This window comes from Gloeocapsa sp. DLM2.Bin57, from assembly GCA_007693955.1.
Taxonomy (GTDB): Bacteria; Cyanobacteriota; Cyanobacteriia; order Cyanobacteriales; family Gloeocapsaceae; genus Gloeocapsa.
The window spans coordinates 1-15004 of sequence record RECR01000044.1; the positions used below are offsets into that span (position 1 = coordinate 1).

Annotated in this window: 14 protein-coding genes; 7 read left to right on the forward strand and 7 right to left on the reverse strand. The window is 35.8% G+C overall.

Annotation, left to right across the window (positions count from 1 at the left end):
- Positions 1–243: 243 nt before the first annotated feature.
- Positions 244–606, reverse strand: a complete 363-nt coding sequence (locus EA365_03405) for a rhodanese-like domain-containing protein (GenBank protein ID TVQ47531.1) — start codon at positions 604–606, stop codon at positions 244–246.
- A 90-nt stretch (positions 607–696) separates the two neighbouring features.
- A complete protein-coding gene (locus tag EA365_03410; GenBank protein ID TVQ47532.1) occupies positions 697–1329 on the reverse strand; it encodes a tetratricopeptide repeat protein in 633 nt (210 codons plus the stop codon).
- A gap of 46 nt (positions 1330–1375) precedes the next feature.
- Here EA365_03410 and EA365_03415 point away from each other — a divergent pair, with 46 nt between their 5' ends.
- The 6 genes from EA365_03415 (at position 1376) to EA365_03440 (ending at position 5022) form a co-directional block, all read left to right on the forward strand.
- The gene (locus EA365_03415) at positions 1376–1828 is read left to right on the forward strand and encodes a DUF29 domain-containing protein (GenBank protein TVQ47533.1); all 453 of its coding nucleotides are present in this window, start codon (positions 1376–1378) and stop codon (positions 1826–1828) included.
- 15 nt (positions 1829–1843) lie between these two features.
- Positions 1844–2434 carry a recombination protein RecR gene (gene recR, locus EA365_03420; GenBank protein ID TVQ47534.1) on the forward strand — a complete coding sequence of 197 codons (591 nt, stop codon included), beginning with the start codon at positions 1844–1846 and terminating at the stop codon, positions 2432–2434.
- 104 nt (positions 2435–2538) lie between these two features.
- A complete protein-coding gene (locus EA365_03425; GenBank protein ID TVQ47580.1) occupies positions 2539–2805 on the forward strand; it encodes a DUF1232 domain-containing protein in 267 nt (88 codons plus the stop codon).
- Between the two features lie 5 nt (positions 2806–2810).
- A complete protein-coding gene (locus tag EA365_03430) occupies positions 2811–3179 on the forward strand; it encodes a tetratricopeptide repeat protein (protein TVQ47535.1) in 369 nt (122 codons plus the stop codon).
- Positions 3180–3243: 64 nt separating this feature from the next.
- A complete protein-coding gene (locus EA365_03435; protein ID TVQ47536.1) occupies positions 3244–3849 on the forward strand; it encodes a cation transporter in 606 nt (201 codons plus the stop codon).
- Between the two features lie 105 nt (positions 3850–3954).
- Positions 3955–5022, forward strand: coding sequence for a hypothetical protein (locus tag EA365_03440; protein ID TVQ47537.1), 1068 nt, complete (start codon positions 3955–3957; stop codon positions 5020–5022).
- Here EA365_03440 and EA365_03445 read toward each other — a convergent pair.
- Genes EA365_03445 through EA365_03465 form a run of 5 tightly spaced genes read right to left on the reverse strand, consistent with a single transcriptional unit; the run spans position 4988 to position 13109 of the window.
- Positions 4988–6277, reverse strand: a complete 1290-nt coding sequence (locus EA365_03445) for a lipid-A-disaccharide synthase (protein TVQ47538.1) — start codon at positions 6275–6277, stop codon at positions 4988–4990. The genes EA365_03440 and EA365_03445 overlap by 35 nt on opposite strands.
- Complete coding sequence (locus EA365_03450; GenBank protein TVQ47539.1) at positions 6231–8000, reverse strand: hypothetical protein; 1770 nt, start codon at positions 7998–8000, stop codon at positions 6231–6233. The genes EA365_03445 and EA365_03450 overlap by 47 nt, the downstream gene beginning before the upstream one ends.
- Positions 8001–8060: 60 nt before the next feature.
- Complete coding sequence (locus EA365_03455) at positions 8061–9416, reverse strand: diguanylate cyclase (protein TVQ47540.1); 1356 nt, start codon at positions 9414–9416, stop codon at positions 8061–8063.
- Complete coding sequence (locus EA365_03460) at positions 9409–12171, reverse strand: response regulator (GenBank protein ID TVQ47541.1); 2763 nt, start codon at positions 12169–12171, stop codon at positions 9409–9411. Before EA365_03460 ends, EA365_03455 begins: the two co-directional genes overlap by 8 nt.
- Positions 12172–12200: 29 nt before the next feature.
- Positions 12201–13109 (reverse strand): cation transporter, encoded by a 909-nt coding sequence (locus EA365_03465; protein ID TVQ47542.1) that lies wholly within the window; start codon positions 13107–13109, stop codon positions 12201–12203.
- Between the two features lie 515 nt (positions 13110–13624).
- Between EA365_03465 and EA365_03470 the strand changes: the two genes are divergently transcribed.
- Complete coding sequence (locus EA365_03470) at positions 13625–14965, forward strand: transporter (protein TVQ47581.1); 1341 nt, start codon at positions 13625–13627, stop codon at positions 14963–14965.
- Positions 14966–15004 lie beyond the last annotated feature (39 nt).

The following is a 15004-nucleotide window of genomic DNA, read 5'->3' on the forward strand; positions in this document are numbered from 1 at the left end:
AAATAAGGACGCGATTCATCTCACGCTTATTTGAGAAAATAAAGCTTGAGGCTTCTCGCGGTTAAGCTAAAAGCTGGAGAAAGCTTTTTAGATAGGTATGTTCCGCTTAAACCAAAACATCCCAAAATCAAAGCACGACGTATCCGCGAAAAGTCTCTAGATGATTGAGATAGTTTTTTGGTCATGACTGAGAATCACTTAGTTTATCGATTAAGATTCATCACAATCATAACACACTTCTCTTTAAGCAACAATTGCACAATTGCCCTCAATGGGATAACCTACCGCTTTCCAAGCGGCTAAACCCCCTGTCAATTCAAATACGTTTTTAAATCCTGCTGTTCTGAGTAGGTTGGCTATGGTGCTAGTTTTTTCGTCAGTAGAATGATATATGTAAATATCTCTGGTTAATTCTAAAGTTTTTATTGCTCGTGGTATCAATTCAGTTTCAGGAAGAGAGATAGCACCCATAATATGACTAATATTAAAAGCGCTTCTGGCTCTCGCGTCAATAATCGTTAGAGCAGGCTCTCCCCAATCTAAGCGTTGTTTTAAGTTTTGGGGTATGGTTTTTTGATTGGGAGTGAGTTGTACTTGTGGGTGCATAGGGAGACAGTCTTGATAGTTTCCTCTACAACTTAACAATTTTTGGGGGGTTTGTAAAGGATTGTTAAAAATGTCTTGACAAAAAGGTCTTTATCTACTGGTAGCTAAAGCAGCGATCGCCCTAGTAGCTTGCTCATAATAAGCTTGCTCTCCTAGGTTAAAATAAAGTTGGGAAGCTTGCTCTAAATCTTGCAATGCTCCATTGCGATCGCCCATTTGATAACGAACCAAAGCGCGGTTATAATAGGCGTGGGGATACTCAGGAGCAAGATTAATCACGTTAGTATAATCTTTAAAAGCGTTGTCTAACTCGCGCTGTTGATAATAGAGATTACCTCTTTGAAAATAAGCGGGAGCAAAACGAGAATCAAGCTTAATTACCTGAGTAAAATCAGCTATACTTCCATCAATTTCCAGTAATGATTGAGATAAAATCAAACCTCTGAGATAATAAGCAGAAATATCCTCTGGAGTGATTGCAATAACTCTATTAATATCTTCTAGAGCTAAATGATACTTTTGCAACTCGTAATAAACTACGGCTCGATTATAATAAACTTGAGCATCTCTAGGATTAACCCTGAGAGCTTGATTAAACTGAATAAGTGCTCCTTGGTAATCACCCTGTTGATATTTATTAAGTCCTTCATTTAAATAGGTAACAGAGGTATTCTCAGCGACAATAACGATCGCGGGTTGGGGAGGCAAAGGATAAATATACATCTTTTTTCGTGTTATAATAACCTAAATAAATAATAATCTAATTAAGATGATACAGGTTATTTCTAGTTTATATGAACAAGATTATTATCTTTGGCTAGAGGAACAGGTCCACTCTCTAGAATCATTAGCTTTAGACAAGCTAGATGTAGCTAACTTAATCATTGAAATACAAGGAATGGGCAAAGCTGAAAAACTAGCTAAGACAAGTAATCTAAGAATTCTTTTAATGCATCTTTTAAAATGGATTTATCAAGATAAGAAAAGAACTAATAGTTGTCAATATACTATCAGAGAACATCGTAAGAGAATTCTCAAAACCTTAAAACAAAGTCCTTCGTTAAAAAATTATTATCAAGAAATATTAGCAGAAGCATATCAAGATGCACGGGAATTAGCAGCAGATGAAACAGGGTTACCTATTACTATTTTTCCTGTGGAATGTGAGTTTACTACCGAACAGATATTAGATCCAGAATTTCTGACCAATCATCGTCAATAAAAAGGAAATAAGACCATTTATACTCCACCTTTAGCCCGTTTAATCGAACAATTACAGCGTTTACCTGGTGTAGGAGCAAAAACAGCTCAACGTTTAGCTTTACACATTCTTAAACGACCTGAAACAGAAGTAATAGCATTAGCACAAGCCCTCATTGACGCTAAAAAACAAATAGGATTGTGTAAAATTTGCTTTCATTTATCCGCTACCCCAATTTGTGAAATTTGTGCTAACCCTAACCGAGAGAAAAAAACTATCTGTGTGGTAGCAGATTCTAGAGACGTAATCGCCCTAGAAAAAACTAGAGAATATACAGGATTATATCACGTTTTAGGAGGAGTAATCTCCCCCATGGAAGGAATAGGACCAGAACAATTAAATATTCAATCTCTAGTTAACAGAATTGGTAAAGAGGAGATTACCGAAGTCATTATAGCTATTAGTCCTAGTATAGAGGGAGATACAACTACTTTATATATAGGTCAATTATTAAAACCTCTGACCAAAGTTACGAGAATCGCTTTTGGTTTACCAATGGGAGGAGATTTAGAATACGCTGATGAGATTACCTTAGCTAGAGCTTTAGAAGGACGTAGAGAGATATAAACCTTATGTTATGTAAAACCGTACTGTTGTGAGGTAATATCTACACTATTTTTACCCTTAAAAAAATGGCAAGATCAAGTTATCGAAGTAAACAAGGTACATCAATGCAAGCAATTATCAAACTCTTCTTTAACTGGTTTGGCAAAAATCTACGTAACTCTAAATATCGTTGGTTACTAATTCTTGGGTCTCTATTTTATCTAGTAACTCCAATAGATATTTCTCCCGACTTTTTACCTGTGTTGGGATGGTTAGATGATGGAGTAGTTATTACTTTATTATTGAGTGAATTTACAGACTTAGTCATGGATTATCGGAATCGTCGCCAGAAAAAACAAGACTCAGACGCAATTGAAGTAGAAACGGTTTAATAACAATTATGGACGCACAATCTTGGCATCAACAGGGTAATAATCTCGCTCAAAACAAACAATATCTAGCAGCTTTAGACGCTTATAAACAAGCGATCGCTCTTGATCCTAATTACCCTCCTGCTTGGAATAATCTCGGTAATGTTCTCTGTGAATTAAAACGTTTAGGAGAAGCTTACGCAGCTTATGACAAGGCGATCGCTTTGTTGCCTACCTATCACCAAGCTTGGTATAATCGAGGTCTAGTTCTCAAAGAAATGGGGGCTTACGGTAACGCGATGGAGTCATTTAATCGGGCGATCGCTTTACATGAAAACGAACCAATTTACTTTCACCAACGCGATAGTATCTGGATACACAAAAAACTATTTTAACCAATATTTTCCTATATCTGATCAAAGGGTGTAGGATATTTATTATTAGGTTCAAAATAAAACAATGTCTGATTGCGGTTGTCATATAGAAGCTAAAAATAAGCAACAGCGTAAAACTCTCAGAGTACTCCTGTTGATTAACTTAGTGATGTTTGTTGTCGAAAGCATTACGGGAGTGGTTGCCCAATCAACAGCATTAATCGCCGACTCTTTAGATATGTTAGCTGATGCTATTGTTTATGCTATCTCATTATATGTAGTAGGTCGATCATATCTTCACAAAGCGCGCGCGGCTAGTTTAAGTGGAGTCTTTCAAATTACTTTAGCTTTCCTAGTCTTATTTGACGTAGTTAGAAAATATTGGTTAGGTAGTCTTCCCGAATCCTGGTTAATGGGTGGAATTGGTTTAATTGCATTAATAGCTAATATTTATTGTTTATGGTTAATTTCCAAACACAGAAACGAAGAAGTACATATGCGCGCGAGTTGGATATTTTCTAAAAATGATGTGATTGCTAATATCAGCGTGATTGTCGCGGGTATATTAGTGAGTATCTTTAATTCTGGTATCCCCGATTTAGTAGTAGGTTTTGGTATTGCTGCTTTAGTTTTGTGGGGAGGAATTAAGATTATCCAAGAATCAAGAAGTTTTAAAGAAGAAAATAGTTAATTTAGGTTATTTTTGTTTTTTTGCGCCTAAATTTAAGACCATAGCGAGTTAAACTATAATCATTTTTTATGTTATCATAATCTCAAAACATTTTAAAAAGTTATTATGTTACCTTCATTATCTCTTGCCCATCCAGAGTTGGCTAGCTTTTATCAACAAGGTATAGAAAATAACAGAGCCGAAATTTTGATTGATAAGTTATTTTATGTTAATACCGATGCTCCCGAATCAATCAGTATTCCTGTTTTATTGAATCAAAGCCCTAGAAGACGAGTTGGAGTTAATTATATTATTGAAGCAATTAGCGATGACAATGTTGTTAATAGAATTGACCGAGGGAGAATCAGATTTAATCCAGGAGAAATCTCTCAAACTATAGATATAAATGTTACTGATAATAATCAGATTTTGCAAATTACTTTAAATAGACCTGGAAGTGCTGATCTTTTCAGCGATCAAGCTACTATTATCTTGGGAGATGATCTAGAAAATGATTTAGAAATTTTAGTTGATTATACCAATTCTTTAATTAATGATTCAGAACAGATTATCTTGGTAGAAAACCCTAACCTAAATTTAAATAACTTTTATCAACCAAGAAGAAATTCTAGACCAAGTGTAATGATTAATGAATCAATTTATTTACAGCAAAGTTCTACAGAAACAGTTGAGATACCAGTCTTTTTAAACAAAACATTACCACGACAAAGAATCACAGTTGACTATACTATTAAACAGTTTATTGATGAAGATTTTGTAGAAGTTGACCAAGGGAGAATCAGATTTAATCCAGGAGAAATTCTGCAAACCATAGTAATAGATGAAAATGATCTTTCAGAATCTTTAGATTACTTTGAAATCAGTTTAGATAGAGCAAGAAGAGCAAATATTTTTAATGATATTGGTAATGTTATTATTGAGAATACTAGTGAAATAGATGCAACCAGAGAAGAAACAGAGAGATTGATAGAAGAAGTAGATAGATTATTAGAAGGATTTGAGCCAGAAAATTTGGACTATAATAACCTTGGTATAAATGGAGGAAGTCCCGCAGATGCTTGGGTTTCACCGCAAGAATTAAATGTACCTGTACCTAGATATAGTTCAGGAGACCCCATTGTAACTGGTAGTGGAGCGATTAATTATGGTGATTTTTATTATTTTCCAGATTAATAATATCAACTAGACGAGTAGCTGCACCAGGTTGAGGTCGAAATTGAGTCAGATTATCGTGGATTTTGGCTAATTCTGTAGGATTATCCAGTAAATCTAGAACTTGTTGGGCGATCGCCCTAGCAGACAATTCCCCGACTAATTCAGGTACTATCTCTGATTTTGCCCACAAATTGGGCCAAGCGAATAAGCGTTTTTGGCGTAGAATCAACCAATTAATCACAGTAGCGAAATAATTACCCAATAGGGGTAAATTAGCCAAAATACCTGGAATTCCATCCCAAGCGCGCATAGCGTCGAGTTGTTGCGTAGGGATTAACACCAGCATCGGTACACCTAAACTACCCAATTGAGCGGTATTAGCACCTACAGTAGTAAGACATAGGCTACATTGAGATAATAAATCAAAAGCCGGAAAACGAGTAACCAACTCTATTTTGACTCCTTGGGGACTTACTAAAAAATAGCCTTCGGGGGTAGAAATCAACTCACCACCCATCCCCTCTAATTTAGCTACTAAAGGGTTAGTTTCAGCAGAAGCAAAACGCGCTAAAGCTTCAGGAGTTAGAGTAGGGGCTAAAGGTAAGATAAAACGAGTCTGAGGACGTTGAGAAGCGATCGCCTCTGCTATAGCTAAACTGAAAGGTACACCTTGAGCTAATTTAGCACTTTTAGAACCAGGTAACAACCCGATTAACTCAGTTGAAGAAGATAAAGGGTAGATATCCCCCAAATCAGCCATTAAATTCCCCACCACTGTACATTTATGACGATATTTAGGAGGGATTTTATTAGCGACCAAATCTTGACCTAAAGCAAAATGAGTTACCCAAGATAACCAGCGCGCGTCCCATTCAGCGTAAATTAAACTAGAGTATTGTAGCCGTCTAGCAATGAGTAAAGCAAAAAACTGATCACCTCCGAGAAAGATAACCAGACCCTGCGATCGCCAATCCCAATTATCCCTAGTTTTCCCCTTGATAAGAAAAGTCAAGAAATAATCAGGAGATTGTACCCTATCTACTTCAGGGAAAGAAGAAGCGATCGCCTCTTCCTTACCACTAGCATGAGGACAAGGAGATAATACTACTGAGATGCGCACCAAATCGCGGTTATCTCCAAATTTAGCGCGTAAAGCTTTAACTACAGGTAAAACCCAAGTAGTCACCTCCCCTGGTCCATTAGAGAGAATCAGGATATCAACGGGTTTAGAAAGAGAAAGGGACTGATAAACCGATACCGATTGCTGTATCATTTTGCTCACGTACTCGTAACTGATGCCAAGGAGACGAACCAAGACGATTAGTCAAGTATAATTCTAACTGTAAAGGTGTATCTGATTCTATACCCAAAGGATACCATCTTAAAGCAGCTGTCCAGGGAATAGCGTCAGTGCGTCGATTCCCGATGATCGCGTTACCTTCCCCTGTAAAATTAGCCCCAACTTCACCAATAACACTAAAATTAGCAAAAACTGGTGTTGCACCACCTAGATTAAAACCTGCAGCTTCTGTACCAGATCTTTGTACATATCCCCAAATAGGAGTTAACCACAGTGCACCACCATTATCAAACTGATAGTGTAAGGGTAGAGAGATAGTGGTTATATAGAGTCTTCCTTCAAAGAGGTTATCAGCTCTGAAAAACACAGGAATCTCTCTCTCTAAATTTCTCTTGTTGAATGTATCGCGATCGTTGTTAAAAAAGTTGACAAAAGGTTGGTTAGTTTGTCCTAGAGTAGCTACCACACTCATAGTCAGAGGTTTTCCCTCAGCTTGATTGAGTAAACGTACTTTAGCACTAATTCCCTGCTCTGACTCATCTACATTACTGAAGACATAATCTAGATAAGCACCAACTTCTACATCTCTAACTATCCCATAACGTAAAGCTGTCATGATTCCGTTACTTCCACCCTGGAGATGAAACAGAAAAGTTCCAGTAGGGATAGTTCCACCATCAAAAAAGCCTAGACCATCGATTGTACCTGGATCTGGTTGTGATTCGCGATAACGTCGATTAGCAGCGATAAAATCGGGAAGAAAAATCAAATTAGCACCAATAGACATATAACTACGATCCGCGGTTAAAGCCATAGGCGCAGTGATACCATAGGTATTAGAGGCGAAAACGTCTAAACCAACTTGAGGATTAACCAGGTAACGTACACCTAGATTATAAGCGATCGCCTTAGCAGGACGTCCTGACTCTCTACTGATACTATTATTACCCGTCAGAGGAAAGAAAGCATCTCCCCAGAGGGTAAAGCGATCGCTTATTGCGTAGGAAATAGCTGTAGTCAACCCAAAGGTTGTCCCAAAAGATCCAGGGTGATCAATGGGGGGAGTATGGAGATAAAGTGCGTGATTTTCGCTAAAAAATGCTACCGTTGGTGAGATAGTGAAGCGAATGTCTTCGCTTAAACTCATGGTTAAGGGTAAAGCTAAAGCAGGTACGATACTCTCATAGACTCCCTGGTCTATTGTAACTCCATCCTGTCTAAAAGTGTAACCACGTTGACCCCAGGAAGCGGAGACAATCCCACTGAGTTTAAATTTTTCGTTGTTACTGATATATAATCTCTGTTTTAATTCTAAAGTCAGGTCAAAGAAATTACCCTCATTAGCTCTACTAGTGACGCGGAAGTCTCCTTGATTGCCAATTGAACCACTATCGGTTAATTGACTAATAAAGGTTAACTCAGTGCGATCGCTGATCCCCCAACTCAAACCCGCGTAGGAATAGATTACTGTTTCTTCATCTTCGATCGCCCCCTGAAAAAAGAATACCCGCGCACCCACTTTAAAGAGAAAATCACCCCTATTGAGGTGTTCTGCGGTTGGTAGCTGAAATTGCTGGTTACGTAGTGGTGAAGTTGGTTTTAGTTGTTCTGCTGTTGATTCTTGACTAAGGATTAAGGGAAAATCTTCATAACCTAGAGTTGCTATGATTCCTGCTAGTATGGTAACCAGTGTCATAAATAATGGTATATAAAAAAGAACTTAGCACATAATAACTAAATTTGGTTTTTTCTTCTATCACTCAGAATTAAAATTAGTAGCAATAACATATTGATTTCTACCTTTTTCTTTAGCATAGTATAAAGACTGATCCGCTAATTTAATTAACTCTAAAGGTTGATGTTGTGAAGTAGGGATACAAGTAACAATCCCAAAACTCAAAGATAGAGTTGGATTAATCGGTGATTTTTCATGGGGAATAGCTGCAAGGTTAACTTGATCTTGAAGAGATTTAACTAGGGTTATCACACCATCTTGATCCAGATTAGCTAAAATAATCCCAAATTCTTCTCCACCAAAACGCGCTACTAAATCTAGAGATTCTCTGATACAACTAGAGATAATTTGAGCAACTTTTTTTAAACAATCATCCCCTGCTATATGCCCATATCGATCATTATACCCTTTAAAATAATCTATATCAGCTAAGATTAGGGATAAAGGTTGTTGATTTCTTTGACAACATTCCCATTTTTTTTGTAAAGTCTGGTCAAAATTACGTCGATTGGCAATCCCCGTTAAACCATCTATATTAGCGAGATAATTTAGTTTAAATTCAAGATTTTTTCTCTCAGTAATATTTCTAGCAGTAATAGCTACACCATCCCCTAATTTAACCACTATTAAGTGATACCATTCCACTTCTTCTTGATTAGTTAAACAAATATCTTTCTCTAGAGGTTTTCCCGTCTCTACCACCTTAACAAAGTCAGCAAAAAGATTGTGCTTAAACTTATTTAAAAACATTTTGATTACTAGTTTTCCCAGTAACTCATCTGGTTCACGGTTAAAGGTTGCAGCGATAACGGGATTCACAACTATACAACTAAAATCGACAATATCTCCTGTTCGATTATTTCTGACCGCTTGTAAAGCCGCAATTCCATCGGTAGAAGCATTTAAAATACTAGCAATCAAAGCCCTAGATTGATATAAAATTGCTTCGGTTTCTTGGCGATATTGAATTTCTTTTCTTAGTAATTTTTGTTGTTGTTGAATAGTTAACTGACTCTTAATACGTACCAGCACTTCTTCTTCTTGAAAAGGTTTATTGATATAGTCAATACCTCCAACTTCAAAGGCTTTGACTTTATCAAATACCTCATTCAACGCACTAATAAAGATTATCGGTATTGACTGAGTTTGCGGATTATTTTTTATTCTTTGACAAACCTCATAGCCGTCAAGATCAGGCATCTTAATATCTAGAAGAATCAGATTAGGTATATAATTCTCTATAGCGATTAAAGCCGTTTCCCCGTCAATCGCTTTTCTGACTTGATAACCTTCTTTTTCTAACATAGTTGCTAAGACTTTTAAATTAGCAATTTGGTCATCAACTATTAAAATTGTTTCCGATACATCTTTATTCATTATTGAGTTTTTCGATTACTTGTCTAATTTTATGGAATTGAAAATCATTAACTAAATCATTTATTTTAATAGCTAAAAATTCATGTTCAGCAGAAATTTCTTGGCTTAATTCTCTGATAGTATCTTCATCTAAAAGTTTACTAGCTTGATATAATCGGTTTAGCCATTCTTGAGGCATTATAGCTAAATCTTCTACTTTCAAAAGTGTAGATTGACTCGCAGATTCAGAGGTATTTTCTTGAGCATAAATATATTTAACCCCTAGGTGTTTGTGTAACACTTCAAAGATTATTGATTCCTCAAAAGGTTTTCTGGCAAAATCATCGCATCCTGCTGATAAAACAATTGCTTTTTCTTCTTCTAAAACGCTAGCTGTCAAAGCAATAACCGCTGTAGCATTCCCTTTAGTAGTACTTTTAATCTTTTGAGTAGCTTCATAACCATCCATAATCGGCATTCTCATATCCATCCAAATTAAATGAGGCTCCCAATCATCCCAAATTGCAATTGCTTCTTGACCATTGGCTGCTTCTTTTACAGCAAAACCCAACGGCTCGAGTAATTTAATTAATAATAAACGATTGACAGCACGATCATCCACTATCAATATTTTATAGGTTGGTTGATTAGGTTGTAAACCAATAACTTGAGGGGAGAGTATTTCTTCTGCTAAATCTTGATCACTAACAAGATCAACTTGAATGTCAAAATCAAAAGTTGTCCCGATTCCTACCTGACTATCTACCTTAATATCTCCTCCCATGAGTTGAATAAAGCGACGACTGATGGTTAAACCTAAACCCGTACCCTCTTGACTATTCCTTCCCACTTGAGTCTGGGTAAAAGCTTCAAAAATTTGCTCTAATTCATCTGACGGAATTCCCACTCCTGTATCTCTGATAGAAAAATAAATAGTTGCTTTGTCTGGTTGCTCAATTTGCTGTTTATGCTTAACAATTAGATATACTCCTCCTTGGTTAGTAAATTTAATACCATTATTGATTAAGTTAATTAAAACTTGGCGCAGTTTAGTTTCATCGGTATTGATATATTGAGGTAAATCGATTGTCCGTTTAATAATCAACTCTAAACCTTTATTTTGAGCGCTGATGCTTAATAAATCTTCTACTTCATCTAAAAGAGCATACAAATCAAAATCTTTGGGGTTAAAAGCTATTTTACCTGCTTCAATTTTAGATAGGTCGAGAATATTATTAATCAAGGTTAATAAATAATTACCACTTTTATTGATAATCATTGTGTATTCTTTATGTTCTTTTGGCAACTCAATAGCGCGGATCATGATTTGGGAAAAGCCTAAAATCGCATTAAGAGGAGTTCTCAACTCATGACTCATTTTGGCGATAAAAGTACTTTTGGCTTGATTAGCGACTTCGGCTTTTTCTTTAGCGATAACTAATTCTTTGGTTTTGGCTTTAACTTTATCATCGAGATTTTCAAAGGATTCTTGCAGTTGTTTTGCCATAAGATTAAAAGAAGTGGTTAATTCTCCTAATTCATCTTCTCTATCTTGGGGTATATGTTTGTAAAAGTTGCCTTGAGCAATCTCTTTAGAAGCTTCATTTAAGGTTAAGATAGGTTGAGTTACCCAACTAGCTGTCAGAATTCCTAATATAATAGCTATTAATAAAGTTAAAAGTGATAAGAAAATAGTAGTGCGATTCTGCTCATTGATTTCCTGCATAAAATCTTCTTCAGGAATAGCAATCACAATAAACCATTGCAATCCTTGTTCCGATTGAGTAGGTTTAATTCTCAGGAAATAACCTTGATTATTTAAGTTAATAGTTAAGTTTTGACTCTGGTTAAGAGTTGTTAATTTGGTTAACTTGGTTTCTAATAAATTACCCACAGCTTGAGTAAGTAAGTTCTCACTATCACTAGTTTTTTGACGACGGTTTGTGACCTGAACATTTTCCGCTTGATTAGATTGGGGTGTTTCATCAAAAGTTTTCTCCCCAGTAGAAGTATTGATTAAAAATCCTTCCTGATCAATAATAAACGCTTCTCCTGTTTTACCAATATCTAGACTTTCTAAGAATTTGTTAATTTTCTCTAAGTAAAAGCTTACAGCTATAATCCCAGCAAATTGATTATTTTGATCATAAAAAGCTCTAAAGTTAGCTAGGATAATGATAGGTTGTTCATGACCTTTCGGTGCTGATATTGTATGTCTCCATAAGGAATCTTGAGCTTTTTGAGTAGCTGTATACCAAGGATCTTGTGGTGGAGCATTCTGAGGATCATAGGGGTAACTAGCAGTCATTTTAATAGGGTTACTTTCGCTATCGAGTAGATAGTTATTTAACATTCCTGCGGTTGATTCATTAAATATCCTTAGAAAGATTTCGTTATCTTGACTACGCTCTATAATTACAAAATCGTTATTCTCAGTAGTAATCATTATGCCGCTTACTTCAGAGTAAATGTGCATTTGTTCCCAAAATAGCTCTTGAATTTGTGTAAGATTATTTGGGTCTAAAATGCCAAGTTTTAAAGCTGCAGCGTTACTCTGATTAATTTTTTCGGGAATAGCTAGATAATTAGTTAAATTCTCTTCAATGCGATCGCCTGTTTCTACCATTAACTGATTAGCTAAGTCATTGATCGCTGCTTGTCCATTTTTATAAGATAAATAACTCACTAATCCTACGGTGGTGACAATTTGAACTACAAAAGGAGCAATTAAGACTACTCGCAGTGGTAATTTACGAATAACAGAGGCAAATTTCATTTACTTAATTTTAAGGTCTCGGGGAGGGATCAAAACGTAATAGCTTCAGAACGATAGTCTGGAGGTTCAACATGAATCATAACCCTTACTGGTGCATATTTTTGCTCTAACCTCCTTTCCACCTCTTCAGTTATTTGATGAGCAGTTTCTACATCTTCTGCTTTAACAATTAAGTGCATTTCAATAAAAACTTGTCTTCCTACCACACCGCGAGAAGCGATCTCATGACAATTAACTACTCCTGGAACTTGCATCACTAACTCATAGATAGATTCAGGAGCGATCGCTACTTCATCCACTAACCAGGGTAAATTCTCTTTTAATACGGTCCAAGCGCTTTTAAACACCAAAAAAGCCACAGGAAAAGACAAAATTACATCCAACCACTGTAACTGTGGAAAACCCAGAGCATTTCCTTGCCAAATCCCGATTAAACCAGCTAAAACCGTAATTGTCACCCAAACATCACTCATAGTATGTTCAGCATCAGCGATTAAAATTCTACTTCCTAAACGTTTTCCTACAGACCTTTCATAAAAAGTCACAAAAATATTAATACCCAAAACTATTAATAATATCCATAACTCGGTAGGTCCAATATTAACTTCTGTAATCCCCTCAAAAATTCTCTTGATTGCACCTTGAAGAATTTCAAAACTAACAATAGCCAAAAAAGCAACAATAGCTAAAGCACCAACAGCTTCATATTTCTGATGTCCATAGGGATGATCTCGATCAGGGTAGGGTGAGGATAAGCTATTGGTTACTAAACCGAGAACATTACTAGCGCCATCTGTGGCACTATGTAAAGCATCTGCTTGTAAACTTAAAGAACCAGTAATCCAACCTATTACCCCTTTTAATAACACAACTAGGATGTTGAGAAAGAGGGTTATCAGTAAAACTTTTCTAACCCCAGCGCGATTATCTACTAACACATTTTTAGCCTCAGTTCATTAATATATATTTTAGCCATAGACATTTATAAAAATAACTGTTATACTTAGGTTATTTATAAAATAGTCTGCTTAATCCTGAATCAGGAGCGGAGGAACCAATTTTGGGGCTTATTTTTAACCAAAGTTAAAGAAGGATATCTCTCAATCCTAGCCCGTCAGCTAACTTCGTAGGCAAAGAGGGAAGACGACAATATCACTACATTACACAAACAATGTCTTGATAAAGTCAGTCAAATCGCTCGTAACTGTAAGGGTTTCACCCTGTGCTTACCATACCTTTTGATTGGAGACGTTGTTTATGTCGGGAATTACTCACAAATTTTAATTAATTATCAATAGCTCTGTTATGTCCACCCTTTCTTAAGGAGGGAGATAATTATTTATTAATTTAGCAAATAAAGCTAACAATATCGTCATAAGCATTTTTTTAAATCCTGTTTATGGCTAATTCTTGAATATTTTGTACCATTAGCAATTAAGGTGAAATTATGGAAATGATTAATAATTTACCAGCTGTGATATCAATTGTTACCTTTATGATAGTAATTGGTGTAATTATTTTCGATAAATTGCATCTAACTATTGCAGGTTTATTAGGAGCATTAATCTTAGTTTTTACTCACGTAATGACTTTACAAGAAGCGGTAGAATATATCAGCTTTAGTTACGCTACCTTAGCTTTATTCTTTGGGGTTATGGTCTTAATCAGGGCGTTTGAACCTACTAAAATATTTGAGTATTTGGCGACACAAATTATTTTATTTGCTAAAGGTTCAGGTAAATTATTATTAATAGGAATTGTCCTGGTGACTACGGTGGTTTGTTCGGTTTTACCTAATGCAACCACAGTAATGTTATTAGCTCCAGTTATTCCACCACTAGCTCAAGATTTAGGGATCAATTTTGTACCGTTACTAATCTTAATGGTCTTAGTCTCTAACAGTGCAGGTTTATTAACCTTAGTAGGAGATCCAGCTACTTTTATTGTCGGACATTCTATTAATCTTAGTTTCTTAGAATATATGCAAAGACTTAGTTTAGGAGGAATACTAGCAGTAATTGTGATCTGCTTAATGTTACCCATATTATTTAAAAAAATGTGGCGAACTAAATATAGACATTTAGAAGACTTACCCCATCCTCAAATTAATCATCCTAGAGTGTTAGCTATGGGTGGAGTAATTATGCTATTTGTGTTAGTATTTTTCGTGATAGGAGAATCATTTGTTGTCCCGATTTCTCCTGCTGCTGTAGCTTTAATGGGTGCAACTTTGGCATTATTATTAGCTCATCATAGCAAAATTGATACAGTTCAGAATATTTTGCGAGATGTAGATTGGAGTACTCTACTGTTTTTTATGTCTATTTTTGTCTTAATTGGAGGGTTACAGAAAACAGAAGTTATTAGTAGTTTATCAGGAACTTTATCATTCATAATTGGTAAAAATGTTTTTGTGGGTTCTTTATTACTACTATTTATTGTGGGATTATTATCTAATTTAGTTCCTAATATTCCCTTAGTAGTAGCAATGATACCCCTATTAAAACAACATTTAGTTACAGTAGGTTTAGCAGGTTCAGAAATTCTCGCTCACAATTATAGCGGATCATTTCCCCCAGAAGTTTTACCCCTATTTTATGCGATGATGTTCGGAGCTACTTTAGGGGGGAATGGTACGTTAGTGGGAGCTTCTGCTAATATTGTCGCCGCGGGAATAGCTGAACAACATGGTCAAAAAATTAGTTTTAAAACCTTCTTTAAATATGGGTTTCCGTTGATGTTAATACAGTTGACAGTAGCAGCTATTTATCTAATAATCAGTTTTTTGCTTTAGACGCTAAAATACCTAGGAAAAGGGTAAACTGAGAAATTG

Coding starts and splice junctions, on each gene's coding strand:
- EA365_03405 (TVQ47531.1), bottom strand. CDS start 606: ATGCACCCACAAGTACAACTCACTCCCAATCAAAAAACCATACCCCAA.
- EA365_03410 (TVQ47532.1), bottom strand. CDS start 1,329: ATGTATATTTATCCTTTGCCTCCCCAACCCGCGATCGTTATTGTCGCT.
- EA365_03415 (TVQ47533.1), top strand. CDS start 1,376: ATGATACAGGTTATTTCTAGTTTATATGAACAAGATTATTATCTTTGG.
- EA365_03425 (TVQ47580.1), top strand. CDS start 2,539: ATGCAAGCAATTATCAAACTCTTCTTTAACTGGTTTGGCAAAAATCTA.
- EA365_03435 (TVQ47536.1), top strand. CDS start 3,244: ATGTCTGATTGCGGTTGTCATATAGAAGCTAAAAATAAGCAACAGCGT.
- EA365_03440 (TVQ47537.1), top strand. CDS start 3,955: ATGTTACCTTCATTATCTCTTGCCCATCCAGAGTTGGCTAGCTTTTAT.
- EA365_03445 (TVQ47538.1), bottom strand. CDS start 6,277: ATGATACAGCAATCGGTATCGGTTTATCAGTCCCTTTCTCTTTCTAAA.
- EA365_03450 (TVQ47539.1), bottom strand. CDS start 8,000: ATGACACTGGTTACCATACTAGCAGGAATCATAGCAACTCTAGGTTAT.
- EA365_03455 (TVQ47540.1), bottom strand. CDS start 9,416: ATGAATAAAGATGTATCGGAAACAATTTTAATAGTTGATGACCAAATT.
- EA365_03460 (TVQ47541.1), bottom strand. CDS start 12,171: ATGAAATTTGCCTCTGTTATTCGTAAATTACCACTGCGAGTAGTCTTA.
- EA365_03470 (TVQ47581.1), top strand. CDS start 13,625: ATGATTAATAATTTACCAGCTGTGATATCAATTGTTACCTTTATGATA.